Below are 25,911 nucleotides of genomic sequence, written 5' to 3' on the forward strand. Positions count from 1 at the left end.
CGGAGGGTGCCCCGAAGTGGACGCGGTTCAACCAACGGCTCCACCGTTTTTGGAACCGGGTCCGGGATGCCTTGTTGCAAAAATACGGAAAAAGCAATGCGGGCAAGCCCTGGTGAAGGGAACGGCGGAAAGAGATGGACAGTCGGAAGAAATCCATAGGCCTGGCAGCCGCCGCGGGCATGGTGGGCACTCTGGCACTGCTCGGCATCGTCGGATTGCTCATCGTCTATACGGGTGCGTTCAACGTTGCCGCGACGGAAGAGCATGCCTCGTTCACTCGGTGGGCGTTCGACACTACCTTTCATAATTCCGTCGAGAGCCGCGCCGCGGACACCGAGGTGCCCGAAGACATCGCTCCGGACATGATCGAAACCGGCGCACGCTCGTACAAGTCGATGTGCCAGCACTGCCACGCCGGACCGGGTGTCGAACGGTCCCCTTGGGCGAGCGGCATGCGGCCGAGGCCGCCCCACCTCGCCGAAGCGTCGGCCGAGTGGGAGGCGCAGGAATTGTTCTGGATCGTCAAGCACGGGGTGAAGATGAGCGGAATGCCGGCGTTCGGGCCGACCCACGACGACCGGGCGCTCTGGGGGATCGTCGCCTTCGTCAAGGAACTGCCGGCCATGACGCCCGAGGAGTACGCGATTTCCGGTGGTGCGAACGACAAGGGCGGCGATCATGCGTACTGACCAGGGAGGACGAGCCTGATGCAGATGTCGTACTGGCGCTTCGCCGCGATGATAGCGACCTCGACGGTCGTCATGTACGGTCTGATGTACCTGAATACCTACTCGTTTGAGCATGTCTTCTGGAGCGAGACGCGCGCCTGGATGGCGCTGGTCATGGGTTCCACCATGTCCATCATCATGCTTGGCTACATGCTGAACATGTACAGGAAGCGGGCGGTCAACCTCGCCATATTCGGGGGCTCCATCGCGGTCTTCGCCTTTTCGCTCTGGGTCGTGCGCAGCCAGGCGACGGTGGACGACGTCGAGTACATGAAGGCGATGATCCCGCACCACTCTATCGCGATCCTGACGAGCGAGCGTGCCCAGATCACCGATCCGCGGGTCCGCAAGCTCGCGGAGGAGATCGTCGAAGCCCAGGAGCGCGAGATCGCGGAGATGAAGTACCTCGCCGCCGACCTGGAGGCGCGGGACTGATGGATGCCGTGTTTCCGCAGAATGGACGGGTCCCTTTTCTCCCGGGACTGATATTCGTCCTTGGGCTGCTCGCCGGGTGTGGCCAGGACGACGCGCCGGACGACGACACGGGGGCCATCCACGCACCCGAGATCGCGAGGATCGTCCCGGCGGAGGAGGCGCTCGCGGGCGCGCATATACCGACCCTGGATCCCGCCACGATGAACGGCGCGCAGATCCGCAAGGCAGTCGGTGCGGGTCCCGGCTGCGAATTCCGGTACACGGCCGCAGGCAAGCCGGCTCTGGCGGTGAGCATGGGAGCCGCTGGAGAAACGGTGGTCGGGATCGTCAGGCTGAACGGGAACCTGGTCGTCTTGGAACCGGCGCCGATCGACGGCGACGTCGGACAGGGCGCAGATTTCTCCCTGGCCGCGCCTCCGATCCGGATCACCGTCTCACCTGATGCCGGAGAGCCAGCCGAAGGCCGCGACGGCGTAAGGCACCGGGAGGCCAACATGATCTTCGAGGTCGGGCAGAGGCTCAAGGTCGGTTATCGCGGCTATCTGGACTGCCTGTCAGAACCGGCGATGGTCGATCCGGCACCGGGTGCGTGAGGGACTTTTCCCGGAACCCGGCGGACGCCCGGTCAGCCGTCGACCCGCAGGACGACGTGGATGGCCGGGATAATCACACAGCTGTCCGGCACATTTTTTGCTAATCGCGAAAAAGCGCCTGATACGGCGAGAAATACCTCCTTTTCGTCATACCCGGACTTGATCCGGGTATCTCCCGCACGGCGGCGCTGATGGAGTCTGCAAGCGATGACCGGGTCAAGCCCGGTCATGACGGACAAAGAAACGAGAGCGCTCCCGGAAATTCCATTTCAGGTTGATCAATAATCAGCGTGCCGGGCAGGTGTGGGATGACCAGGACGGTCTGCAGGGTCGAAGTCAGCGGGCCGAACAGCAGGGAGGCCGCCAGCCCCCCGGAAGATCGGGTCGGTCAGGATGAAGGCCGCGCCGATCGTTCGCCGCTCCGGCCTATGCGGCTGCCTGCCTCAGCCAAGCCACGATCTCCTCCCGGCGCGGCAATCGGCCGGACATCTTGACCTCCTCCCCGACGACGAGGCCCGGCGTGCTGATGACGGAGTAATCGAGGATCCGGGCCATGTCCGTGACATGCTCGATCTCGACGGCGACGCCGGCTTCCTGCGCCGCCTCCCGGGTCAGTTCCTCCAGGCGCTTGCAGCGGGCGCAACCCGGCCCAAGGACCTTGACGCGCATGATTCCATCCTCCTTCGAAGCAGTGGTTGCTCACGTTAGCGTTCGAGGCTCAAGCGGCCTTCGTCATGGTGCCGGCCCGGCGATGGAAGGCATGCAGGACCGCGGCAAGGACCAGCAGGCAAACCACGAATCCTCCGCCGAGCAGCCATAGGCTTGTTCCGTCCCGCCATGCCCCGAAGGTCAGGCCCGCCGCCGTGCTGAACAGCGCGACCAGGCCGACATAGGCCCACGCCTTGGTCCGGCCGACGATGCCGGCGGTGATCAGGATGCTTTGCAGGCTCAGCTCGGGGTCCGCCATCAGGTAGGCCAGCAGCGGCCCCGGATGCATGCCGAGCGACAGGAACATCTGCGCGACCGGCACCTCGACCAGGGTCGGGAAGTACATGAACACACCGAAGACGACGCCCACCAGATTGGCGGGAACGGTGTTGCTGCCGGCCATCGTCTCCACCCATTCCGGCCGGATGAACACGCGCAGGACCCCTACCGCGAAGACGCCGACGACCAGCAGCGGGAAGATCTGGCGGACGAACCGCCAGCTCTCCCACAGCCACTGCCGAACCTCGAACCGGTCGATGTGGCGGCAGGCGACCCAGGCGATCGCCGCCATGATGGCCACCACGCCGACCAGTCTCCCGGTCAGGTGGAGCGTGACGCCGCCGGCCCGGGGCTGCACGCCGACGGCCGCGACCGCCAGGGTCAGCAAGACCAGCGCCAGCGTCGCCCAGGTCCAGCGGTTGAACCCCTCGTCCACCCGGCCCAGCCCGATCGGTGCCACCGCCGCGATGATGCCCAGCAGCAGGACGAGGACCGCCCCTTGCGCGCCGATCCCCTCCTCGCCCCTCGCGGGATCGAAGGGCACCAGCCGGTGCAGCGTCGCCTCGACCCCGTCCATGCCGTGGATCGGCAGGGTGACGCTGGCATAGCTGTCGAGCAGGAGGCCGACCTTAAGCGTTCCGGCGACGAGCAGCGCCACCAGGAGAAGCATCAGGACGACGGCCGGGGGGTGGAGGCGCTCAGCCCCGGCAAAGGCGCCGTCGGGCTCGCCGGCGTGGACGCGGTCGTCCCCGCTGAAGACCAGCGCCATGATCATCCCGATGCCGATGCCGAAGACCAGCGACAGCACGAGACGCGCCGCCGCGAACTCGGCCCCCAGCGCGGCGCCCGTGTAGGTCAGCGCCAGGATGTTGGCCGCGGGCGCGAAGAACAGGAAGGTGATGGCCGGCCCCAGCCCGGCGCCCTTCCTGTAGATGCCCGCGAACAGCGGGACGATGGTGCAGGAGCAGACGGCCAGCAGGCTCCCGGCGGCGGTGGCCGCCGGATAGGCTATGGCCTTCGGCGCGCCGGGTCCCAGGAAACGGGTGATCACCGGCTTCGGCATCAGCGCGGAGAGGCCGCCCGCGATGAAGAAGGCCGGCACTAGGCACAGCAGCACATGCGCGGCCAGATAGGCCGCGAGACTCCCGAACCCGCTCTGCATGGTCTCGACGAGAATGGCGGACGGTTCCACGTCGGGGATCCCCCTCGGTTCGCAGCGTGTCGAGGGGCATTAGGCGACGGTATCGGGCGATCCGCCGTGACACATGTCAAAGCGCCCGCCGGTGGTCACGGCAAATCCGGGTGACCCGGGACCGCCCACTACTCGCGTCCCTTCGGGGCGAGGAGGCCTATTCGATCCCCGCAGCCTCCCGCGCGATACCGTCCAGAACGGAATTGATCTCCTTCAACGCGGCCCGGGAGCTTTCCGATCCGGTCTCGCCCAGGCGCCGGAATCCCACCACGCTGGTGCCCGGCGCGTCGGCGGGCGCATAGACGAAGAGGACATAGGGGCAGTAGGCGATATTGCCGGGGTCGGCCTCCATGGCCTTCCGCGACAGCAGGGCGGAGCAGAACTGCATCGTCTCGGCGTCGGCGTAGATCGCACGCGTACTCCCGACATCGCTGGCGGTACGCTGCAGCATCGCACCGATCTTCGCATTGTAGTCGATGACGTAACCCCGGTTGACGATCGAATCCTCGAGGTCGTGCCGGGCTTGGTCGAAGCTCCCCTTTGCCTCGTAGAGGACAATGCCCTGCATGTCGCCGGCCAGGGTGGGGTTGAGTGCCAGCCCCGACAGGACCGCAGCGAGCGTACCGAACCTGATAGCGAAAGACATGACCTCCTCCCGATCCGTCCGACGGCCCCATGCCGCCATTGTGTGATGCCGTCTCAAGGCTTGATGATGGTGTAGCCCTGCTCGTGGAGGGCGATCAGCTCCGCCACTCCCGCCTCGACGATCTCCGCATGGGAGACCAGTTCGGGCCGCCCGCCCTCCTTGCGCTCCAGGGTGTCCAGCGTGTTGCCGCAGGCCACGAACGTCACGTTCGGCATGCTCTGTTCGAAGGCCTTCAGCCGGTCCAGAACCGGCGAACGGTCCGGGCGCAGCATGTCGAGGCCCGGGCCGTAGACGACGATCCGGATCTCGACCTCGTGGGCCTTGGCGCCGTAGCTCCGCGAGACGTTGGAGGCGATGTCGAGCGCGGAGCGCATGGTCTCCGCATCACCGTCGCCGACCTGCAGGGCCAGTTTGTGGAAGACGATCTCCTCGGCGGCCTCGGACTGCGCAAGGATCGCGCGGGGAGCGGCGGCCAGGGACACGATGCAGCCGGCGGCCAGGGCCAGCGCCCGGACAGTCGCCTGGAGTTTCAAGCCCGCCATCCTGGTTGCTCCGGTCTTCGCTACGGTTTCGGGTCAGTCGACGTTGCCGGCCGCCGGCCCCTCTTCGTTGCCGCCCTCCGGCGTCACGTCGAGCACGCGCGCCCGCATGGTGATCGCAACGGGTCCCGGCTTGCAGTCCTTCATGCAGGGCTCGGTATCGGCGACATAGTGCTTTTCCCGCTCGCGGTCGTCGGGGACGAAGTTATCGACGTTCGGCATCCGGATGTCCGTGAAGTTCTCCCGGGAAAGCTCGAAGTCCTCGTCCGTCACGATGTCGTTCAGGTACAAGAGGTAGGCGGTCAGGGCATAGACGTCGTCGGGACCGAGCGACCGGGCGTTGCCGAACGGCATCGCGCGGTTGACGTAATCGTAGACCGTGGACAGGTAGGGCCAATAGGACCCGATGGTCTTTTCCGGCCGCTCCCGGTCCAGGGTCCCCTCGCCGCCGGCCAGCACCGGCCAGCGGCCGACGCCCTCGCCGAAATCGCCGTGGCAGGCGGCGCAGTTGTCGGTGAAAAGGACCTCGCCGTCGGCGACCGTGCCCCGTCCTTCCGGCAGCCCCTTGCCATCGGGCCGGATGTCATGGTCCCACGCCGCGATCTCGGCTTCGGTCGCGATGCGGCCCAGCTTGAGCGGGCCGGACGGGGAAGCCGCCTCGGCATGGACGGAGCCGGCCGACATGGCGAGCAGGCAGGCGGCCAGCAGCGATGCCTTAGGAAACTTCGACATTCTCGAGCGCTCCGTCGGGTTTCAGGTACCAGGTCTGGATGCCGTTGTTGTGGTAGATCGAGTTGGTGCCGCGCGCGGCGCGCAGATCGTCCTTGGTCGGCTGGACGAAGCCTTTTTCGTCCATCGCGCGCGACTGGAGGAACAGCTCCGAGCCGTCCCAGTCGAACTCGTGATAGAACCGGTGCAGCGCCTTCGGCAGGCTGGGCCCGTCGATCCGGGCCGTGTGCCAGTTGCGCCCGCCGTCCAGGGAGACATCGACCCGGCGGATCGTGCCGTTGCCCGACCACGCCAGGCCGGAGACCACGGTCCGCCCCCGCCCGTGGGCGATGGGCGCCTGCGGGCTCGGGCTGGTGATGACGGACTTGACCTCCATCTGCCAGGTGAACTTCCGGGCTTTGCCGTTGGCCAGCAAGTCCGTGTATTTCGACGTTTCCTCGCGGTGCTCCCAGGGCGCGTCGCCGACTTCCAGGCGGCGCAGCCACTTGACCCACATGTTTCCTTCCCAGCCGGGAACGACGAGGCGCACCGGGTAGCCCTGTTCCGGCCGCAGGGCCTCGCCGTTCATGCCCCAGGCGACGAGGCAGTCGTCCAGCGCCTTGTCCAGGGGGATCGAACGGGTCATGGCGGACGCGTCGGCCCCTTCGGCCAGCAGCCAGGTTCCCGACGTCTTCAATCCCGCCTCTTCGAGAAGGGTGCGCAGCCGGACGCCGGTATACATCACGCAATGGACCATGCCGTGGGTGAATTGGCAGCCGTTCAGCTGGGCGCCCCGCCATTCCATGCCCGAGTTGGCGGCGCATTCCAGGAAATAGACCCGGTTCTCGCGCGGAAACCGCTTCAGGTCGTCCAGGGTGAAGACCAGGGACCGCTCGACCAGGCCGTGGACCATCAGCCGGTGGTCGGCCGGCGCGATCTCGGCGATGCCGCCATGGTGCCGCTCGAAGCAGAGGCCGTTGGGCGTGATGATGCCGTCCAGCCTGTGCAGCGGCGTGAAATTGACCGAGCTTTTGGAATCCGCGGTCAGCCAGGGAACGTCACGGCGCACGACGTCGGCTTCGAACCTGGACGGTACCCCGTAGGGACGGGCGTCCACCCCATCGCCCAGGTAGCGGTTCCAATCCTGCACCTCGGTGATCAGCGGGTCGCCGGCCGCCAGGGCGGGCCGCACGGCGAGCCCGGCGCCCAGCGCGGCGGCACCGCCGAGAAAGGCGCGGCGGGATGCCTGCGGTCGCGAGGGCTTGTTCATCTTCTCGGTCATCGTCTTTCTCCAGTCGCCGGACGAAGGCCAGTGGTCACTAGTGTCTTTGCAGAGCGGAGTGCTGTAGGTCGTCCTTCGCCCGTCAGGGGGAACGCCGACACCCTGCATCAATGCTTCGGCCATGCCGTCGGCGTCGGCCTTCGGCCGAGCCCGACCTACGGCTGATCGATCAAAACCACTATGCCGGGCGACTAGACGCCCTTGAGCAGGACGGAGCGGTTTTCCTTCAGGCGGACGACCGGGTGCTTCGCCAGGTAGCTCTCCACCACGTCCCAGATCGCCGGCCCTTCGGTGTCCTCGTTGATCGACGCCCACCCGGCGACGGCATAGTCCCTGCCGGCCTCGACGGGCTCATGGGTCGCCAGGATGGTCATGTCCGAGATGCGGGAGCCGATCGTCCGGGTCGGGTCGATGGCGAAGCCGAGCCCACCCACCCGCACCATGTCGCCGCCCTGCTGGTAATAGGGGTCGGTGTTGAAAAGATTGTCCGCGACATCCTCCAGGATGGTCTTCAGCGTCTGCCCGGTCATGGTGCCGCGGTAGGCCGCCGGATAGGTCATCGCGCAATTGTTGTGGAGGTCCTCCACGGTGATGGCGCTTCCGGCCGGCAGCGTGGTTCCCCACCGGAAACCGGGGGACAGGGCGATCTCGGCGTCGCGCTCTTCCAGCAGCGCCTCGCAGATCAGGTCGTCCCAGCTGCCGTTGAAGTTGCCGCGACGGTAGAGCAGCGTCTCGGTCCGCCCGATCTCGCGCTTCAGGTCGCTCTCGTAGGGTGCCCGCACCCTGTCGATCAGCGCCGCCATGTCCCGGTCGGCGGAGATCACGTCGGAGAACACCGGGATCAGCCGGTACCGGAAGTCCTTCAGCACGCCGTCGCGCACGTCGAGATCGAGCCGGCTGAGGAACTTCCCGTTCGAGCCCGAGGCGATCAGCAGCGTCCGCCCGACCCTGAACGGTTCAGGAAGCGCGTCGTGGGTATGGCCGGTCAGGACGATGTCGATGCCCTGGACGCGGCTCGCCAGCTTGCGATCCACGTCGAAGCCGTTGTGCGACAGCAGGATAACCAAGTCCGCCCCGTCGGCGCGCACCGCCTCGACCGTCCTGGCGACCTGCTCCTCCCGGATGCCGAACGACCATCCCGGGATCATCCAGCGCGGGTTGGCGATCGGGGTATAGGGAAAGGCTTGGCCGATGACCGCGACCTTGACTCCGCCCCGTTCCACCATGTGGTGGGCCTCGAAGGCCGGTTCGTCCCACTCGGCATCGAAGATGTTGCAGCCCAGGAAGGGGAAGGACAGGCTCTCCACCACTTCCTTCACCCGGTCGGTGCCGTAAGTGAATTCCCAATGCCCGGTCATGGCGTCGGGCCGCAGAAGGTCCATCGCCTCGATCATGTCGGCCCCGGCGGTCTTGTTCGCCGTATAGCTACCCTGCCACGTGTCGCCGCCGTCGAGCAGGATGACGTTCTCCTCCCCCCGCTCGGCGCGTGCCCGCCCGACGATGGTGGCGATGCGGTCGAGCCCGCCCATCCTGCCGTAGGTCCCGGCCAGGGCGGCGAAGTCCTCGGAGGTCAGCGCATAGGCGTCGGGCGAGCCCGGCTTGATCCCGTAGAGCTTGAGGAAATCCGCCCCGGTCACGTGCGGCGGCAGGCCGGCGACCTCGCCCACCCCCAGGTTGATCGAGGGTTCGCGGAAATAGAGCGGCTTCAACTGAGCATGGATGTCGGTGATGTGCAGGACGGTGAGGTTTCCGAAATCCCCGGCGCCCAGCAGGTCGTCCTCGGTCAGGCGCTGCTGGGCCGCGGCGCGCGACCAGCGGCCAGCCATGCCCAGGCCCATCGCCGCGGAGAGGGCCGTGGTCGCCGACAGGAATTCACGTCTGGAAAACATGCACGATCTCCCTTGCCGACGGCATCGCGCCGCCGCATCGATGTTCGGCGAAGTCTAGGGTCGGTCGGCGGTCGGCCGGAGCTATTGCCGGACGGCCGGCGTCTCGACCGACAGGCCCGTGCCGCGCCAGGCGGTATAGACCTCGAGCGCCATCAGTTCGTCGGAGAAGGCCTCCGGCTGCTCCGCCCGGGTGTCCCTGATGCAGCCGCGGAAACGGTTGTGCAGCGAGACCATGCCGGCGGTGTTGAACCGGTAGGTCGGGAAACCGTTGGTCTGCCCCTGGCTCAGATGGTCGGCACGGATGTATTTGCCGGAATTCTGCTCGTGGCAGGAGGCGCAGGAAAAGTTGAGCTGGCCGGTGCGCTGATAGTACCGGTCCCTACCCTTCTCCCACCAGGACATCATCCCGCCCTGCGCCAGGTCGATCTCGACCGGTTGCCCCAGCGACTGGTGCCTGATGAAGGTCGTCAGGTCCCTTTGCCGCTGGTCGTCGTAGGGGTAGGGTTCGGCCTGCATGTTCCGGGACCGGCAGGCGTTGATCTGGAGTTCCAGGTTGAAGGGCTTGCCGGCCTCCGCGTTCCATTTCGGATAGTTGGCGCCGACGCCCTTCATGGATTCCGCGGCATCGCCATGGCAGGAGGAGCAGGACTTGCCCGCGGTGCCCTCGGCGGTCTCCCAGAGATCGGCTCCCCGCTCGACGCTGAGCATTCCGGGGTTCTCGAAGCTATCCTCCTGCAAGGCCCGGGTTTCCGCCTCGCGGTACAGCCAGCCCGACTTGACCTCGGGAAACGGATGCCCGGGCGGCTGCGACGGAGCCTTGGCGACGGTGGCGACCGTCACGCCGTCGATCTCGAGCTCGTCCTCGACCGGATCGGCGACCCCGTGGGATACGGTCGAGACAACCAGCAGCGAGGCCGCCCCCGCCAACAGGACAGACAGTTTCTTCACGCGCGCCTCCCATCCCGGCGGACCGGTGGTTTTTTCCTTATTGGACCTTGATCTGCTGCTCGTCGGTGTAGACCGAACCGTCGTCATCGACCCAGGTGAACTTGAAGGTGCCGCTCTCCGGAACCTTGGCGGTGAACTCCAGGTACGGATTGGCCGAGACCGCCGGGTCGAGGTCGCAGCCGAACACCGTCCTGCCGTTGAACTCGCAGGTGAACTTATTGATGATCTGGCGCGGGATCGTCTTGCCGCTGCTGTCCTTGCGCTGACCGGATTCCATCTCGTGGCTGATCAGGGTCTTGATCGTCACGACTTCGCCTTTGGAGGCGGTCTTCGGCAGCTTCACGCGGGGTTTGGGCGTCGCCATGGGTTGCTCCTCTTCGTTAGGTCAGCCGCCGCAGCCGCCGATGGTCACCTTGACTTCCTTGCGGTCGGAATAGACGGACCCGTCCTTCATCTTCGCGACGGCGACGACGTTCTGCGTCTGCGCCAGCCGGATCCGCGTGGTCGCCGTCGCATCGCCGCTCATCGGCGTGAAGTGGAAGGTGGCGACGCCCGGGTTCGGGTTGCCCTCCGCCAGGATGATCACGGATTCGACATGATCGTCGTCCGTCATCGGGCTTTCGACCTGCACCGTGATCGGGACGGTATTGCCGTTCTCGGCGATCTCGGGCGCGGTCAGCACGATCCGGCCGGCCTGCGGCTCCTTTCCGCCGGTGAAGGAGGACAGCATCTTCCGCGTCTCGTCGACGCTGGCGAATGCCGGGACCGATCGCAATCCGCCGAGGGCCACGACGGCCGTTCCGGTCGATAGCGCGAAGAACCTGCGTCGGGTGAGCCTCATGCCGTCACCTCCTTGCTTTCTGAACATGTCAGGGCTTTCTGGTCATTTCAGGGTTCCGAGGAAGGCGACCACGTCCTCGACCTGCTCGGCGGTCAGGATGGTCTTGCCTTTGAAGGCCTTGGCGACGCCGGTACCGACATCGAGGGTGTAGAAGCCCGGCATGACCGTGTCGGGTCCGAACACCTGCTTGGCGTTCACGACGATCGCCCGCAACTGGGCGGCCGACCAGCGGCCGGCGGCGCCGTCCAGCGACGGGCCAACGTCGCCATGGAAAAGCTCGTCGGAGAGGGTCGAGACGGCGTGGCAGGCGAGGCAGTTGCCCAAGCCGCGGTTGACGAAGGCCTTCTTCCCGGCCTCGGCGTTCCCGACATGGTCGGATACCCGTCCGGCAACGGCCGCGTCGTCGAACCGGACGTCCCCGGGAGCGATATCAGCAGCCATGGCGGCAGCCGCGGCGGATAAGGAAATCAGGGACGTCAGGCACAGTGCCGCGTGGAACGGGAACCACTTCACGGGCCACCTCATGGGTTCATCTCCCCCGGAACGCCGCCCTGTCCGGGCGATCTCTCTTGATTGTTCGAGCGTACCGCTGTTCGCAGCGTCAATCAATGCAAAAATTGCTATGTTTGAATATGTCGTCCGGAGCGCTCCGGCGGCGTCATTCGCCGGGCGCCATCCCCCGGGCCTGGAGCTCCTCCAGCTTCCTGGCATGGTACTTCTGGAAGTGCTCGTCGGTCGCGTAGCCCTTCTCGCGCACCCACTAGAACATGTGCAGGAAGGTCTGCTTGCCGAAGGCCCCCGGCATCGTGGCGACCGCCGCCTGCGCCACCGTCCCCTTGCCGGACGCGTCTTCCGGGGCCGTGTCGGGCAGGAAGATCAGCGTCGGCGTGAACACCACGTTCCAGCGGCGGGCGGCCGTCTTCTCGGTCAGCACCTCGCCGTCGAGGTCGGTCACCTCCTCGCTCCCGAAGAGATTGTACTGGACGACCTTGAAGTTGGACCGGATGAAGTCCCGGACCTGCGGATCGCCGAGGATCTGCTCGTGCATCCTGGCGCAGTAGACGCAGCCGCGCTGCTCGAACACCAGGACCAGCCCCTTCCCCTCGGACCGGGCCGCCTCCATGTCCTCCCCGACGTCGCGGAAGGTCAGGGAGAACCAGTCCTGTTTGTGCAATCCGTCGTCCCCGATCTCCGCCGCGTTCACGAGGGTGGCGCCCGAGAGCAGGACGGCCGCAGCCAGCAATGCCTTCGCCATGGTCGACTCCGTGGATCAAGGATTTCCTAACCGATCGATGCGAATCCCGGGAACGTCTCCAGCAGCCAATAGGAGATCGCCGCCATCTGCCCGGTGATGAACAGGATGCCGGTGAGCACGAGGAAGCCGCCCATCGCCATCTCGACCTTGTGCATGTGCCGGCGGAAACGCGCGGCGAAGCCCAGGAAACGCGTGGCGAAGGCGGCGGCCAGGACGAACGGCACGCCGATCCCCATCGCATAGACCGCCAGCAGTCCGGCACCGCGCACCGCGTCGCCCTGGGATCCCGCCACGAACAGGATCGCCGCCAGGACCGGGCCGACGCACGGGGTCCAGCCGAAGGCGAAGGCCAGGCCCAGGACATAGGCGCCGCCCAGGCCGGCCGGCTTCCGTTCCACCGTGATCCGGGCGTCGCGGTAGAGCAGCGCCAGCCGGAATACCCCGAGGAAATGGAAGCCCATGAGAATGATGATGATGCCGGCGACGATCGACAGCACGTCGAACCACTGCGCGATCATCTTTCCGACCACGCTCGCCGTAGCGCCGAGGGCCACGAACACGGTGGTGAAACCGGCGACGAAGGCCAGCGACGACAGGACGATGCGCCGGGCTTCGCCGGGTTCTCCCCCGCCCGACTGGACCTGATCGAAGCTGAGGCCGGCCAGATATGCCAGATAAGGCGGGACGATCGGCAGGACGCAGGGCGACACGAACGACAGAACGCCGGCCAGCAATGCGGCACCGAAACCGACATCGAGCATTTGAACGTTCCCCAGGGCGGTCTTATTATCGACTCCGGAGCGTGACCGCGCTTCACGCCTTCAGGAAACCGGACTAAGCTGAAGTATGCGGAAATCTAGATATATTGCAAATCGAATTTATGGGCTGGCGTTGCTGGCGGCCGTATCGGCCGGGGCCGCCGAGCTGCGGGCGGCCGAACTGGTCATGATGGAGCAGCCGGGCTGCGTCTGGTGCAAGCGCTTCAACGAGGAGGTGGCACCGCAGTACGGCCGGACATCGGAGGGGCGGCTGGCACCGCTGCGCCGCGTGGACATCACGAAGCCCTGGCCCGAGGATCTGGCGGAGGTCGCCCCCGAGCGGCTGACGCCGACCTTCGTGCTCGTCCACGACGGGCGGGAGCTCGACCGGCTGCGCGGCTATCCGGGAGACGAATTCTTCTGGGAACTCCTCGGCCGGATGTTGGAGAAGGTACCGGGGCACGTCGATACTTCATCGACCCCCGAACGGTAGACGGAGTGGCTTCGCGAATGGAACGACCCGCTGCACCCGCTTTTCCGCGGATCGACAAGGCCACCTCCAGGAAGGACATCGAGGTCTATTTGGAACAGGCGAGGAAAGCGAGCGAGCTTCTCAAGGCGCTGGCGCATGAAACCCGCCTGCTGATCCTCTGCCTGCTCGTCGAGGGCGAACGCTCGGTTTCCGACCTGGAGGAGATCCTGTCGATGCCGCAGGCCGCGGTGTCGCAGCAGCTTGCCCGCCTCCGCTACGACCGTCTGGTCAATACCCGGCGCGACGGCCGGATGATCTATTACAGCCTCGCCAACGAGGAGGTGACCGCCGTCATCGGCATGCTGCACGAGCTGTTCTGCGCGCCCGGGCGCGACGGGCAGGACCGTTCCTGAAGAGCGGTCGCCATGCGCGGGCTTGAACCCGGCCGAAGTCGCCCTTAACGTTCACCCTGCGAACGATAAGCCCTTCGAAGGGCACGGGGGAGGATGCAGCATGCTCGTCTCGAACGGCCTGCTTCTGCCGCTGGGCGGTTTCCTGGTCGGCTGCCTCATGGGCTTCATCGCCCGGCGGCATCATTTCTGCACGATGGCGGCGCTCGAGCGCCACTGGTATGCCGGTGACAGCAACGGCCTGCGGGCCTGGGCGCTGGCGATCGCGGTGGCGATCGCGCTGACCCAGGGCCTCGCCGCGACCGGCCTGTTCGATCCGCGGGAGAGCTTCTACCTGTCGCCGTCCTTCGGGTGGACCGGGGCGATCGCGGGGGGACTGGCCTTCGGCTTCGGCATGGCCCTGGTCGGCACCTGCGGCTTCGGCGCACTGGTGCGGGTCGGCGGCGGCTCGCTGCGCAGCGTGGTGGTGATGCTGGTGCTCGGCCTGTCGGCGCTGGCGGCGCAGCGCGGGCTGATCGGCTACGGCCGTGTCGCGGTGGTCGATGGACTGGCGTTCGACATCACGCGGATCGGCGCTTCCGACCAGTCCCTGGGCTCGATCCTGTCGGTCCTGACGGGAGCGGACCTGCGGCTCGCCACCGCCGTGACGGTGGCCGGACTCCTGGCGTTCTGGGTGTTCCGAAGCGCCGAATTCCGGAGGGACCGGGGCAAAATCATCGCCGGCACCGCCATCGGCTTCGCGGTCGCGGCCGGCTGGGCGATCACCTCCTACACCGCCGGCCACGCCTTCGTGCCGGTGCAGATCGAGTCCGCCTCCTTCGTCGTCCCGCCGGGCGACCTGATCCTGCACCTCATCACCTTCACGGGCACGATCCCGGATTACGGCGTCGGTCTGGTCGCCGGCGTGATCGTCGGCGCCGCCGCCGCCGCGTGGCGCCGGCAAGAAGTCCGGTGGGAAGCCTGCGACGACGCCCGCGAACTCTCCCGCCACCTCGCCGGTGCCTTCCTGATGGGTACCGGCGGCGTGTTCGCGCTGGGATGCACCATCGGCCAGGGCGTCTCTGCCGCCTCGCTGCTCAGCGTCTCGGCGCCGGTCGTCCTCGTCTCCATCGCCGTCGGGGCGCGGCTCGGGCTGGCGCTCCTCCTGGAGGGGTCCGTCCGCCATGCCTTCTGGCCGCTCCACCGCGCGCGGCTCGGCTGAGGCCCCCGGCGGGCGCGGGGTCAGCCCTCCCGGACGAAGCGGTAGCCGCCGCCCTGCCGCTCCGCCCGGCCGATGCCTCCGCCGGGCAGGTGGAAACCGACCAGCCGCGCCCGGTCGCCGGCAAGGCGATCGAGCAGGCGGCGGCGGGTGGCCGCTCCCCGGGCGGGATCATGGTCGGCTCCCCAAGGCCAGTCCGGCCGGGCGAAGGAGATCGGGTCGTTCGAAACAGCGTCGCCCACCACCATGATCGGGTCGTCGAGGCCATGGACGACGAACGCCATGTGCCCGGGCGTGTGCCCGGCCGCGTCGAAGGCTTCGACCCGCGGCAGGACCTCCTCGCCGGCGTCGAACAACGCCATCCGGGGCTCGATCGCGTCGAGCCGGCCGCGGGCGCCGACCACGAACGCCTTGCGCTCGTCCGGCATCGACGCCAGCGTCTCCTCGGCCCGCCAGTAGTCCCATTCGGTCCGGGAAATGCGGAAGGTCGCGTTGGGGAAGACGATCTCGTCGAAGTCGTCGGTGACGCCCCAGATGTGGTCGGGATGGGCGTGGGTGAACACCACGTCGGTGATTTCGGCCGGATCGATCCCGGCCTTGGCGAGATTGTCCGGCAGCTTGCCGGCGGTCGGCATGAAGTTCGGCCCGGCCCCCGCATCGAACAGCACCAGCCGGCCGGGCAGGCGCAGGAGCGTGACGTTGCACTCCGGCCTCAGTCCATCCTGCGGCAGGCCGAATTCCCGGCGGAAGTCCGCCAGTTCCGCTTGCGGGATGCCCGGCAGCACGAAGTCGAGCGGCAGTTGGAGGTGCCCGTCGCTGACCGTCCGGACCGTGCCGTCGCCGCCGGCCATCGCACGGCGCGGCCCCAGCGTGACCGCGGCTCCCGCGGCAAGCAGCGTCCGGATCGCCAAGCGATTGAAATCACGCCGCGACGCCCCCGCCCGGCAGCCCTTTCCCGTCCAGTCCATCACTCCCCCCAACATATGCAGTTTATTGAATGTTTGCACAAAGCCGTCGGACCGTCAATGCCGCCCCGGGACCGCGGGTCCGGCGCAGGCGGGCCGTGTCGGGCAAGGGTGGCGGGGCGGATCCGGGCAGGGTATCGTGCCCCGGACCCGCGGGCGGAAGAAACATCATGATCGGAAAGCATCTGCTGATCGTCGCCAATACGCCGTCCGAGAACACGCGGCTCCTCCGCGATGCCGTGATCCGCGGCGCGCGCTCTCCCGACGTCGAGGATGTCGAGGTGCGGGCCTTGGAGCCCCTGCGGGCCGGGCCGGAGGATGTCCTGGCGGCACGGGGCATCATTCTCGGGACGACCGAGAATCTCGGCTACATGAGCGGGGCGCTCAAGGATTTCTTCGACCGCATCTATTATCCCTGCCTCGACCGAACGCAGGGGCTTCCCTACGCCCTCTACGTTCGCGCCGGTCATGACGGGACCGGAACCTGCCGGGCCGTGACCACCATCGTCACGGGACTCCGATGGAGCGCGGTCCGGGAACCGCTGGTGCTTCGGGGCAACTTCAGCAGCGAGTTCGCCGGACAGTGCGAAGAGCTCGGCACCCTGATGGCGGCGGGACTGGAGGCCGGCATCTTCTAGTCCCACGGCGGCCCGGTCCGGCCGGATGGACCGCGTCCGAACGGGCATCAGGGCGCAATCCGGCGGAACCGATCCGCATTCCGGAGCGTCCTTACGGTCGGGCTGGTTCTTCTCTGAAGGATTCAATCGATGCCGCATCGCCTCGCCGAAGCAGCCCGGGGACCGCACCGCCGGCAGGCCCGCAGCTCCCACCGGAGCGGCTGAGGTGCTGCTCGACCTGTCGGGTTTCCCTCTCGCCGGCGTGATCGGCATCTTCGTGGTCTGCGCCCTGGCCATCGCGTTCGCCGGCACCAGGCTGGCCGGCGTCGCGGACACGCTGGCGGACCGGACCGGCATGGGCGAGATCATCGCGGGCGCCCTGTTCGTCGGCGGCAGCACCTCGCTGCCCGGCATCATCACCTCCATGACGACCGCCGGCGAAGGCTACGCGGGGCTGGCAATCGGCAACGCGGTGGGCGGCCTGACCGCCCAGACGACGTTCCTGGCGGTCGCCGACCTGGTATACCGGCGAGCCAACCTGGAGCACGCCGCCGCCACCCTGACCGGCTTGGTCCAGGGCACGCTGCTCGTCACCATGCTGACCATCCCGCTGCTGGCGATGGCGTCGCCCGAGATCACGATCCTCGGCGTCCACCCCGCCTCCATCCTGCTGTTCGTCATGTACGGCTTCGGCCTGAAGCTGCTGTCGCGCGTGAAGGAGATGCCGATGTGGTCGCCGGTGATGACGGACGATACCCAGGACGAGGCCCAAGAGGCCGAAGAAGACGGGGACCGCCGACCGACATTGAGGCTGTGGACGCTGTTCGGGGCCTATGCCGCGATCACGGCGGTCGCGGGATACCTCATCGGCGAGGCGAGCATCGCCCTGGTCGGCCTGACCGGCCTGTCGGAGACGGCGGTCGGCACCGTGTTCACGGCGGTGTCGAACTCCCTGCCGGAACTGGTGACCGCCATCGCCGCGGTCCGGATCGGCGCCGTGAGCCTGGCCGTCGGCGACATCATCGGCGGCAATGCCTTCGAGGTGCTGTTCCTGGCCGCGGCCGACATCTTCTACCGCTCCGGCTCGATCTACCACCGGTTCACGGACGAGAACGTCTTCACCACCGTCCTGGCCATCCTGATGACCGGCATCCTGCTGCTCGGCATGCTGCGGCGCCAGCAGCAGGGGATCGCCAACATCGGCTTCGAGAGCGCGCTGGTGCTCGCCCTCTACGCCTGCTCGATCGTGCTGGTCTTCACCTGACCGTTCCAGTAGGCAGGCCGGACGGGAAACTCATCTCCCGACCAGCGGATCGCCATAGATGCCGGTCAGCACACCGGCGCCGGATGCCACGCCGCGGTACATCCCGGAACTGTTGAACGGAAGCGCCACGTTTCCCCGGGCATCGACCGCGATGAGCCCGCCGGACCCGCCGAGCGGCGCTATCTCGGCGATGATGGATTCCGCCGCCGTGGCCAGCGGCTGGCCGCCCCAGCGCATGCGCGCGTCGATCTCGTGCGCGACCGCATGGCGGATGAACAGCTCGCCGTGGCCCGTGGCTGACACGGCGCAGGTCCGGTCGTCGGCCCAGGTGCCGGCGCCGAACACCGGGCTGTCGCCGACCCGGCCGGCCGCCTTGGCCGTCATGCCGCCGGTCGAGGTGGCGGCGGCCAGGTGCCCGTCGCCATCGAGGGCCACGGCCCCCACGGTGCCGTGCTTGCGCGCCTCGTCGCCGTCGTCGGCGGCCCCGGCGCGGCGCCGCTCCAGCTCCTCCTGCAACGCCTGCCACCTCTGCTCCGTGCGGAACCAGGCGGGGTCGCGGTGCTCCAGCCCGGCCTCGGCGCAGAACCGCCGGGCCCCGTCCCCGCAGAGCAGGACATGCTCGGAGCGCTCCATCACGGCGCGGGCCGCAAGGATCGGGTGGCGCGGCCCGCAGATCCCGGCCACCGCCCCGGCGCGCCGGTCCCTCCCATCCATCAGCGCCGCGTCCATCTCCTGGGTCCCGTCGGCGTTGAAGACGGCGCCGCGGCCCGCATTGAACAGGGAATTGTCCTCCAGCGACTTGACGGCCTCGACCACCGCGTCGAGCGCCGGGCCGCCGCGGGCCAGGACGGCGTAGCCGGCGGACAGCGCGTCGCGCAGTCCGGCATGGTAGCGGGCTTCCGCCTCCGGCGTCATGGATTGGCGCCGGATCGTACCGGCACCGCCGTGGATCGCCAGCACGGGATCAGGTCTGGTCACTGTGGAACCTCAGCGTAGAAAAGCGGCCATGGCCGAAATGGAGTTCATCCAGCCGATCGCGTCGGCGATCGACGCGGCCGGAAGCCGGATGCGGAGGGCGTCGAGTCGTTCGGCGGGCGGCAGGACCGCCACCAGATCGCCGAGCGACGGATGGGTCATCTCGAATTCCAGCGTCAGGGGCGGTTCGATGACGAAGGGTTTGATTTCCCCGAGCCGGGCCAGCGCGCGCCCGGCACCGTCGCGGATCGCCCGCCGCGCGGCCTCGACCGGAAGGTTCCGGGCGGCGCGGTTGCCCAGCGCCCGCTTGACCTCGACAAGTTCGGCGCCCGGGAAGAAACGCCGGTTCTCGGCGGCGCAGCGGTCGTCGCCGGTGACCATCGCCACCGGCGCGCCCAGGCTTCCCGCATAGGCGCCGTAGAGACCCGGCTCGCCCAGGTCCTCGCCGTTGACGCGAACGGCGCGGAACGCGAAGCCATTGGTGGTGTGTGCCAGCACGCCGAAGCCGCCGGCCCGGGCATGGTGCCCCACGCAGAAGACGGCGTCGAAACCGCCATCGAGCCCCGCGAACATGTTGAGCGGCTTCGGCTTGCCCAGGATCAGCCCGGCCGCCGGATGCAGGAGTTCCGGCAGGAGGTTGGTCATCGGACCGTGCGCGTCGTTGACCAGGACGGCGGAGGCGCCGGCCTCCAGCGCTCCTTCGACCGCGGCGTTGACCTCCTCCGTCATCAGGCGGCGGGCGCGCTCGTACTCTGCGTTGCCGGGCCGGCACTGCTCGGGCGAGACGACGCCGGCGACGCCCTCGATGTCGGCGCAGATATAGACGTTCACGAGGGTTCCCTTTCCGACAGCCAGTCGGCCAGCGATGGCCTCCCGTGCCCGTCGCGGCCCGTCATGGCGGGGGAGGCGCACAGCGCGTTGAGGACGGCTTCCTGGGTTGCCTCGGCGGCCGCCCGGAACAGGCGGTCGATCCGGTTCTCGTTCAGGCAGGCCGTTTCCACGATGTCGCGCGCCTGGTCGTGGCGGATGCGGCGCGCGGTGGTGAAAGCCAGCGCGATGTCGCCGCTGCCGTGGCCCCAGTAGGCACCCAGGCGGGCGAGGCCGGCACCGCCGCGCCTTGCCACGCGCCGGAGCTGCCGGCTCTCCAGCGGGATGTCCGTGGCCATCAGCAGGATCACGGAGCCGCGCTCGCCGCGCGGCCCCCGGACGTCGGGAGGCACCGGCCGGCGTCCGTCGGGCAGCACGAGGTCCCCTGCCCTGCCGAAATTGGCGAGCGCCAGGACGCCGAGATGGAAGCCCTCCCCGTCCAGGGCGAGGCGGCGCGACGCGGTGCCGATCCCGCCCTTGAAGCCGAAGGCGCTCATGCCGGTCCCGGCACCGACCGAGCCCTGGGCCACCGGCCCTTCCAGCGCGGCGGCGACCGCCTCCAGGGTATCGGCCTCAGTCAGGGCCATCGCCTGTATGTCGCTGAGATAGCCGTCGTTGCATTCGCAGACGACCGGATTGACGGTCGCCGTTTCGCGGCCGATGTCGGGGTTCCCCCGGATCGCGTGGCGGACCAGCGCGTTGAAACCGGTGCCGACCGCGAAGGTGTTGGTCAGCAGGATCGGCGTCTCGACCGAGCCCAGCTCCTCGACCTGGATCAGGCCGGCGCTCTTGCCGAACCCGTTGATGACGTCGGCCGCGGCCGGGACCTTGTCGCGGTACAGGTTGCCGCCATGGGGCAGCACCGCGGTGACGCCGGTTCGCAGGTCGCCGTCCGTGCGGGTCAGGTGCCCCACCCGTACGCCGGGCACGTCGGTGATCGCGTTGAGCGCCCCGGCCGGCAGGGTGCCGCAGGCCAGGCCGTAGTCCCGGGCAAGCCGGACGGTGCCGGTCACGGCGTCCTCAGCTTCGGGTCGAGCGCGTCGCGCAGGCCGTCGCCCAGCATGTTGAAGGCCAGCACGGTGATGAAGATCGCCAGCCCCGGAAAGACCGTCACGTGGCTGGCGACGCCGATATAGCTGCGCCCGTCGGCGAGCATGGCGCCCCATTCCGGGCTGGGCGGCTGCGCGCCGAGGCCGATGAAGCTGAGGCTGGCCGCCGTCAGGATCGCGGTCCCGATCCGCATCGAGAAATAGACGATCACGCTCGGCAAGGTCCCCGGCAGCAGGTGGCGCAGCATGAGCACGCTGTCGCGTACGCCGATGGCGCGCGCCGCGTCCACGTAGACGGCCTGCTTGAGCGCCAGCGTCGAGCCCCGGACCAGCCGGGCGAAGACCGGCACGCTGAAGACCGCGACCGCGTAGATGACGTTGTCGATGCCCGGCCCCAGGATCGCGATGACGGCGATCGCCAGCAGGATTCCGGGAAACGCCAGCAGCACGTCGCAGACCCGCATGATCGCGGAGTCCACCCAGCGGCCGTGGAAGCCGCTGACCAGCCCCAGGACCACGCCGATCAGGCCGCCGAGCGTCACCGAGAGGAAACCGACCGCGAGCGAGATACGGGCCCCGTGGATGATCCGGCTGAGGATGTCCCGCCCATAGGCGTCGGTCCCCGCCCAGTGGACGGCCGAGGGACCCTCCAGTATCCGCATGTAGTCGGGCTCGGCCGGGTCGTAAGGCGCCAGATAGGGAGCGCCGACCGCCACGATCAGCAGGAGGAGCAGGAAGATCCCGGCGGCTATGGCCAGCTTCTCGCGGCGGAACCGGCGGACGAACTCGCGCCAGGGGCTGCGGACCGGCCGCGCCGCCAGGGTCGCCGGGTTTGCGACGGCTGTCATTTGTAGCGGATCTCCGGGTTCGCCAGCGCGTAGAGCACGTCGACGGCGAGGTTGATGAGGATGAACTCGATCGAGAAGAGCAGGATCTCGGCCTGGATCACCGGATAGTCCCGGTACGACACGGAATCGACGAGAAGCCGCCCGAGCCCCGGCCAGGAGAACACGGTCTCGACCACGATCGAGCCGCCGAGCAGGAAGCCGAACTGGAGGCCGACCATCGTGATCACCGGCACCAGGGCGTTCCGCAGCGTGTGCTTCCAGACGACGAACCGCTCCGGCACGCCCTTGGCCCGGGCGGTGCGGACATAGTCCTCGCGCGCGATGTCCGCGAAGGCCGATCGGGTGAAGCGCGCCATCACGGCGGCGACCCCCAGCCCCAGCGTGAAGGCCGGCATGACGAAATGCTGCCAAGTTCCGTATCCGCCGGTCGGCAGCCAGCCGAGTTGGACCGAGAAGGCGTCGATCAGCAGCAGACCCAGCCAGAACGACGGGAACGATATGCCGGAAACCGCCACCAGCATGCCGGTATAGTCCTGCCACCGGCCGCGCCTGACGGCGGAAAGCACGCCGATCAGCAGGCCGGCGACGGTGGCCCAGACCATGCTCACGACCGTCAGCCAGAACGTCGGCATCAGCCGCTCGCCGATCTCCTCGATGACCGGGCGGCGGGTCTTCAGGGAGATGCCGAAATCGCCCTGGACCGCATTGCCGAGGAAGACCGCGTACTGCTCCCACAGCGGCCGGTCGAGGCCGAGCGACTGCCGGACGTTGGCGACGTCCTGGGGCGTGGCGTCGGGTCCCGCCACCAGCCGGGCCGGATCGCCCGGCAGGAGGTGGACGAAGGCGAAGACGAGCAGCGAGATCACCAGGATGACCGGCACCGTGCCGATCAGCCGCCTGATCAGATAACTGGACATAGATGGATCCCAACGTCCTGCTGGCGAAGCCCCCGCGCGGCACCGGTGCCGCGCGGGGGGACGGCGCTCAGTTCGTGAAGGCCGCTTCCTCGAGCGAGAAGCCGCGGTCGGGAAGCATGTAGACGCCGCTGAGGTTCTTGCTCTGGGCGGTCAGGAGCTGGTTGGTGCCCAGGAACACCCAGGGCGCGTCCTGCCAGATCAGCTTCTGGGCCTCGGCGTAGAACCCCGCCCGCTTGTCGGCGTCGGCCGTCCCGATCGCCGACTGGATGGCCTTGTCGACGGCCTCGTTGCGGTAGTAGGCGACGTTGAACATGGCCGGCGGGAAGCTGGTGCTCGCCAGGAGCGGACGCAGCGCCCAGTCGGCGTCGCCGGTCGAGGACGACCAGCCGGCGAACTGCATCTTGACCGTGGCGTCCTCCGGCTTCGCGACGCTCCAGATGCGCTGGGCCTCGACGCCCGCCTCCAGCGGGGTCACCGCGACCTTGACCCCGACCTGGGCGAACTGCTGCTGGAGGAACTGCATGGCCCGCATGGCCGTGGTGTTGTTCTTGCCGAACATCTCGGTCTCGAACCCGTTCGGATAGCCGGCCTCCGCCAGCAGCGCCTTGGCCTTCGCCAGGTCGAAGGCATAGGGCTCCTGCGCCTGGTGGAACCGGAGCAGCGACGGCAACGGCGAGTCGAGCGGGTCGCAGAAGCCGTTCTCGACGACCTTGCAATAGGCCTGCTTGTTGACGGCGTAGTTCAGCGCCCGCCGGACGCGGACGTCGTCGAACGGCTTCTTCAAGGTGTTCATCGCCACGTACCAGCCGACGATGGATGGGCGCTTGACGACCTCGAGGTCGGCGTTGCGCTCCGCGACCGTCACCATCTCGGGCGGCAGCGGGGTGATGAACTGCGCCTCCCCGGCCTGGAGCATCGCGACGCGGCTGCCGTTCTCCGGCACCGAGCGGATCGTGACGCCGTCCACCTTCGGCAGGTCCGGCTTCCAGTAATCCTCGTTGCGTACGACCTCGAAGGTGTCGGCGGCCCAACGCTTGAACTTGAAGGCGCCGGTGCCGACCGGGTTGCGGCCGATGTCCTTGCCGTGCTTCGCGATCGCCGCCGGGCTGATCATCATCGCGCCGGGATGGGCGAGATTGTTGGGGAAGGCGCCGAACGGCTCCTTCAGCACGACCTTGACCGTGGCGGGGTCCACCACCTCGACCCGATCCACCATCGACACCAGGCTGCGGCGGGACAGTCGGTTCTCGGGGTTGGCGAGCCGCTCGATGTTGACCTTCACGGCCTCCGCGTCGAAGTCGGTGCCGTCGTGGAACTTGACGCCCCGGCGGAGATGGAACGTGTACTCGGTCGCGTCGTCGCTGGCCTCGAACCGTTCGGCCAGCAGCGGAACCAGCTTCATGTCGCGGTCGAAGCCGAACAGGCCCTGGTAGACGGTGCGCAGCGAGGTCTGCGACAGCGTGTCGTTGATGTTGGTGGGGTCGAGGCCGGTGAGGTTGTCCTGCACGCCGACCACCAGGGTCCTCGCGGATGCCGTGGCCGGCATCGCGGCCAGGGCCGCGAGCGCGCAGGCCGTCATCAGTTCCTTGAATGCCACTGTGCTCTATCCCTTCGTTGTCGTGTTTTCAGCGGAAGTCGCCCACCGGATGCCGGGCGACCCAGTGTCCCGGACCGACCTCGACCAGCCGGTCCCAGGCCGGCTCGTCGCCGACCAGCCGCATCGGGCTCGGGATCTCGCCTTCCAGGAGCGGGCGGTTGCGGTCGCGCCGGGCCGGATCGGCGACCGGGACCGCCGCCATCAGCCGGCGGGTATAGGGATGCCGCGGGTTCTCGAAGACGGACTGGCGCGGCCCCAGCTCGACGATCTGCCCCAGGTACATGACGGCGACGCGATGGCTGACCCGCTCCACCACGGCCATGTCGTGGGAGATGAACAGGTAGCTGAGCCGCCGCTTCTCCTGGAGGTCCATGAACAGGTTGACGATCTGCGCCTGGACCGACACGTCCAGCGCCGCCACCGCCTCGTCGGCGATGATCAGTTCGGGCTCGGAGGCGAGCGCCCGCGCGATGCAGATGCGCTGCCGCTGCCCGCCGGAGAACTCGTGCGGGTAGCGCTTGGCGTGGTCGGGAGAAAGGCCGACGTCGGTCAGGAGACGGGCGACGCGCTCCTCCACTTCCCGCCCGGCCGCCAGCCCGTGGGTGACGAGCGGTTCCGCGATGCTGAAGCCGACCGTCAGGCGCGGGTTCAGCGAGGCGTAGGGGTCCTGGAAGATGTACTGGATCTTGCGGCGCATGCGGCGCCGCTCCTCGGCCTTCATGGCGAAGATGTCCTCGCCCCGGAACCGGATCGACCCGGACTCCGCCTGCTGCAACTGCATGATCGTGCGGCCGGTGGTGGACTTGCCGCAGCCGGACTCGCCGACGATGGCGAGCGTCTCGCCCGGCCGGACGTCGAAGCTGACCCGCTCGACCGCATGGACGCGGCCGACCAGACGGCCGAACAGCCCGCGGCGGACCTCGAACCGCGTGACGAGGTCGCTGACCTCTAGCAGCGGCTTCTCGTCCCGCCTGACGGTGTCCTGGACCTGCCCGGCATCCGCCGCGACGGCGGGAGCGCCTTCCGCCCTGTCGGACAGCACCGGGAAGCGGCGCGGCAGCGGTTCCCCCGAGAGGCTGCCGAGCTTCGGGACCGCGGCCAGCAACGCCCTGGTATAGGCCTGCCGGGGCCGCGCGAAGACGTCCTCCACCGGGCCCTCCTCGACCTTCCGGCCGCCATACATGACGAGCACCCGGTCGGCGACCTCGGCCACCACGCCCATGTCGTGGGTGATGAACATGACGGCCATGCCCATCTCTTCCTGGAGCGTGCGGATCAGGCGCAGGATCTGGGCCTGGATGGTGACGTCGAGCGCGGTCGTCGGCTCGTCGGCGATCAGCAGGCTCGGCCGGCACGACAGGGCCATCGCGATCATCACCCGCTGGCGCATCCCGCCGGACAGCTGGTGGGGATGGCGGTCGAGCAGGCGGCGGGCCTCCGGGATGCGCACCTTCTCCAGCATCGCCAGCGCCTCGGCGCGGGCCTCGCGCCGGCTCAGCCCCTGGTGCAGCATGACCGCCTCGGCGATCTGGTCGCCGATGGTGAAGACCGGGTTGAGCGAGGTCATCGGTTCCTGGAAGATCATGGCGATCTCGTCGCCGCGGACCGCGTTCATGGCCGGCAGGGTCTGCCGCGCCAGGTCGCGGCGCGCGCCGTCGCGCCCCTCCAGCCACAGGGAGCCCGAAGCGATGCGGCCGCCGCCGAACTCGACGAGGCGCATCAGGCTGAGCGAGGTCACCGACTTGCCCGAACCGGACTCCCCGACGATGGCCAGCGTCTCGCCGCGGTGGATGGTGAAGCTCAGGTCGTCGACGGCGCGGAAGGCGCCGTCCTCGGTCGGGAACTCCACGGTCAGGCCCCGGACCTCGATCAGCGGGCCGCCCTGCGTCCTGGAGACGGGGCCGGTGGTGACGTCGATGGTGGCTGTCATG

Annotated in this window: 29 protein-coding genes; 8 read left to right on the plus strand and 21 right to left on the minus strand. The window is 68.2% G+C overall.

The annotated features are described in order from the left end of the window. Positions 1-134: 134 nt before the first annotated feature. From JL101_RS21005 to JL101_RS21015, 3 genes are read left to right on the plus strand one after another with little or no spacing between them, the layout of a single operon-like run. On the plus strand, positions 135-689 hold the full coding sequence (locus JL101_RS21005; protein WP_203096502.1) for a c-type cytochrome: 555 nt from the start codon (positions 135-137) through the stop codon (positions 687-689). A gap of 18 nt (positions 690-707) precedes the next feature. After that, positions 708-1,163, plus strand: a complete 456-nt coding sequence (locus tag JL101_RS21010) for a DUF305 domain-containing protein (RefSeq protein ID WP_228420783.1) — start codon at positions 708-710, stop codon at positions 1,161-1,163. Continuing rightward, on the plus strand, positions 1,163-1,756 hold the full coding sequence (locus tag JL101_RS21015; protein ID WP_203096501.1) for a DUF6692 family protein: 594 nt from the start codon (positions 1,163-1,165) through the stop codon (positions 1,754-1,756). The genes JL101_RS21010 and JL101_RS21015 overlap by 1 nt, the downstream gene beginning before the upstream one ends. Positions 1,757-2,182: 426 nt before the next feature. Here the strand turns inward: JL101_RS21015 and JL101_RS21020 are convergent, their stop codons facing one another. The 13 genes from JL101_RS21020 to JL101_RS21080 form a co-directional block, all read right to left on the minus strand. Further along, entirely contained in the window at positions 2,183-2,425 is a 243-nt protein-coding gene (locus JL101_RS21020; RefSeq protein ID WP_202679145.1) for a thioredoxin family protein, read from the minus strand. A 49-nt stretch (positions 2,426-2,474) separates the two neighbouring features. Next, positions 2,475-3,935, minus strand: coding sequence for a permease (locus JL101_RS21025; RefSeq protein WP_203096500.1), 1,461 nt, complete (start codon positions 3,933-3,935; stop codon positions 2,475-2,477). 157 nt (positions 3,936-4,092) lie between these two features. Beyond that, complete coding sequence (locus tag JL101_RS21030) at positions 4,093-4,581, minus strand: hypothetical protein (protein ID WP_203096499.1); 489 nt, start codon at positions 4,579-4,581, stop codon at positions 4,093-4,095. Positions 4,582-4,634: 53 nt separating this feature from the next. After that, complete coding sequence (locus JL101_RS21035) at positions 4,635-5,123, minus strand: DsrE family protein (RefSeq protein WP_203096498.1); 489 nt, start codon at positions 5,121-5,123, stop codon at positions 4,635-4,637. A 33-nt stretch (positions 5,124-5,156) separates the two neighbouring features. Further along, positions 5,157-5,852, minus strand: a complete 696-nt coding sequence (locus JL101_RS21040) for a c-type cytochrome (protein ID WP_203096497.1) — start codon at positions 5,850-5,852, stop codon at positions 5,157-5,159. Next, positions 5,836-7,110 carry a sulfite dehydrogenase gene (gene soxC, locus JL101_RS21045; RefSeq protein WP_228435030.1) on the minus strand — a complete coding sequence of 425 codons (1,275 nt, stop codon included), beginning with the start codon at positions 7,108-7,110 and terminating at the stop codon, positions 5,836-5,838. Before soxC ends, JL101_RS21040 begins: the two co-directional genes overlap by 17 nt. A 191-nt stretch (positions 7,111-7,301) precedes the next feature. Continuing rightward, positions 7,302-8,999 (minus strand): thiosulfohydrolase SoxB, encoded by a 1,698-nt coding sequence (soxB, locus tag JL101_RS21050; protein ID WP_203096496.1) that lies wholly within the window; start codon positions 8,997-8,999, stop codon positions 7,302-7,304. 81 nt (positions 9,000-9,080) lie between these two features. Beyond that, positions 9,081-9,947 carry a sulfur oxidation c-type cytochrome SoxA gene (gene soxA / locus JL101_RS21055; protein WP_228435034.1) on the minus strand — a complete coding sequence of 289 codons (867 nt, stop codon included), beginning with the start codon at positions 9,945-9,947 and terminating at the stop codon, positions 9,081-9,083. Between the two features lie 37 nt (positions 9,948-9,984). Beyond that, positions 9,985-10,311, minus strand: coding sequence for a thiosulfate oxidation carrier complex protein SoxZ (soxZ, locus tag JL101_RS21060; RefSeq protein WP_202679151.1), 327 nt, complete (start codon positions 10,309-10,311; stop codon positions 9,985-9,987). Positions 10,312-10,332: 21 nt separating this feature from the next. Continuing rightward, positions 10,333-10,788, minus strand: coding sequence for a thiosulfate oxidation carrier protein SoxY (gene soxY, locus JL101_RS21065; protein ID WP_203096494.1), 456 nt, complete (start codon positions 10,786-10,788; stop codon positions 10,333-10,335). A 42-nt stretch (positions 10,789-10,830) separates the two neighbouring features. Then, positions 10,831-11,229: a sulfur oxidation c-type cytochrome SoxX gene (gene soxX, locus JL101_RS21070; RefSeq protein ID WP_228435035.1), complete on the minus strand. Its 399-nt coding sequence runs from the start codon at positions 11,227-11,229 to the stop codon at positions 10,831-10,833. A gap of 319 nt (positions 11,230-11,548) precedes the next feature. Next, a complete protein-coding gene (locus JL101_RS21075; RefSeq protein ID WP_203096492.1) occupies positions 11,549-12,043 on the minus strand; it encodes a thioredoxin family protein in 495 nt (164 codons plus the stop codon). A gap of 26 nt (positions 12,044-12,069) precedes the next feature. Beyond that, entirely contained in the window at positions 12,070-12,804 is a 735-nt protein-coding gene (locus tag JL101_RS21080; protein ID WP_203096491.1) for a cytochrome c biogenesis CcdA family protein, read from the minus strand. A 130-nt stretch (positions 12,805-12,934) separates the two neighbouring features. Here JL101_RS21080 and JL101_RS21085 point away from each other — a divergent pair, with 130 nt between their 5' ends. The 3 genes from JL101_RS21085 (at position 12,935) to JL101_RS21095 (ending at position 14,884) form a co-directional block, all read left to right on the plus strand. After that, positions 12,935-13,294, plus strand: a complete 360-nt coding sequence (locus tag JL101_RS21085; RefSeq protein ID WP_228435037.1) for a thioredoxin family protein — start codon at positions 12,935-12,937, stop codon at positions 13,292-13,294. A gap of 17 nt (positions 13,295-13,311) precedes the next feature. Beyond that, positions 13,312-13,686 (plus strand): ArsR/SmtB family transcription factor, encoded by a 375-nt coding sequence (locus JL101_RS21090; RefSeq protein ID WP_203096490.1) that lies wholly within the window; start codon positions 13,312-13,314, stop codon positions 13,684-13,686. 100 nt (positions 13,687-13,786) lie between these two features. Then, positions 13,787-14,884, plus strand: coding sequence for a YeeE/YedE family protein (locus JL101_RS21095; RefSeq protein WP_203096489.1), 1,098 nt, complete (start codon positions 13,787-13,789; stop codon positions 14,882-14,884). A gap of 20 nt (positions 14,885-14,904) precedes the next feature. Here the strand turns inward: JL101_RS21095 and JL101_RS21100 are convergent, their stop codons facing one another. Next, positions 14,905-15,849: an MBL fold metallo-hydrolase gene (locus JL101_RS21100; protein WP_203096488.1), complete on the minus strand. Its 945-nt coding sequence runs from the start codon at positions 15,847-15,849 to the stop codon at positions 14,905-14,907. Positions 15,850-16,016: 167 nt separating this feature from the next. On the opposite strand from JL101_RS21100, the gene JL101_RS21105 reads away from it, so the two are divergent. Then, positions 16,017-16,484, plus strand: a complete 468-nt coding sequence (locus JL101_RS21105; protein ID WP_203096487.1) for a flavodoxin family protein — start codon at positions 16,017-16,019, stop codon at positions 16,482-16,484. Positions 16,485-16,689: 205 nt separating this feature from the next. Beyond that, entirely contained in the window at positions 16,690-17,727 is a 1,038-nt protein-coding gene (locus JL101_RS21110) for a sodium:calcium antiporter (protein WP_203096486.1), read from the plus strand. A 30-nt stretch (positions 17,728-17,757) separates the two neighbouring features. Here the strand turns inward: JL101_RS21110 and JL101_RS21115 are convergent, their stop codons facing one another. The 7 genes from JL101_RS21115 to JL101_RS21145 all read right to left on the minus strand — a co-directional run bounded on the left by JL101_RS21115 (position 17,758) and on the right by JL101_RS21145 (position 25,910). Next, positions 17,758-18,705 carry an isoaspartyl peptidase/L-asparaginase family protein gene (locus JL101_RS21115; protein ID WP_203096485.1) on the minus strand — a complete coding sequence of 316 codons (948 nt, stop codon included), beginning with the start codon at positions 18,703-18,705 and terminating at the stop codon, positions 17,758-17,760. 9 nt (positions 18,706-18,714) lie between these two features. Next, positions 18,715-19,533 (minus strand): M55 family metallopeptidase, encoded by an 819-nt coding sequence (locus tag JL101_RS21120; protein WP_203096484.1) that lies wholly within the window; start codon positions 19,531-19,533, stop codon positions 18,715-18,717. Then, entirely contained in the window at positions 19,530-20,582 is a 1,053-nt protein-coding gene (locus JL101_RS21125; protein ID WP_203096483.1) for a DmpA family aminopeptidase, read from the minus strand. Before JL101_RS21125 ends, JL101_RS21120 begins: the two co-directional genes overlap by 4 nt. Then, positions 20,579-21,466 carry an ABC transporter permease subunit gene (locus tag JL101_RS21130; RefSeq protein ID WP_203096482.1) on the minus strand — a complete coding sequence of 296 codons (888 nt, stop codon included), beginning with the start codon at positions 21,464-21,466 and terminating at the stop codon, positions 20,579-20,581. Before JL101_RS21130 ends, JL101_RS21125 begins: the two co-directional genes overlap by 4 nt. Then, on the minus strand, positions 21,463-22,383 hold the full coding sequence (gene gsiC / locus JL101_RS21135) for a glutathione ABC transporter permease GsiC (protein WP_203096481.1): 921 nt from the start codon (positions 22,381-22,383) through the stop codon (positions 21,463-21,465). The genes JL101_RS21130 and gsiC overlap by 4 nt, the downstream gene beginning before the upstream one ends. 67 nt (positions 22,384-22,450) lie before the next feature. Beyond that, positions 22,451-23,980, minus strand: a complete 1,530-nt coding sequence (locus JL101_RS21140) for a glutathione ABC transporter substrate-binding protein (RefSeq protein ID WP_228435039.1) — start codon at positions 23,978-23,980, stop codon at positions 22,451-22,453. A gap of 28 nt (positions 23,981-24,008) precedes the next feature. Next, on the minus strand, positions 24,009-25,910 hold the full coding sequence (locus JL101_RS21145) for an ABC transporter ATP-binding protein (protein ID WP_203096480.1): 1,902 nt from the start codon (positions 25,908-25,910) through the stop codon (positions 24,009-24,011). Between the last annotated feature and the right edge of the window lies 1 nt (position 25,911).

The sequence above is a fragment of the Skermanella rosea genome, from assembly GCF_016806835.2.
Taxonomy (GTDB): Bacteria; Pseudomonadota; Alphaproteobacteria; order Azospirillales; family Azospirillaceae; genus Skermanella; species Skermanella rosea.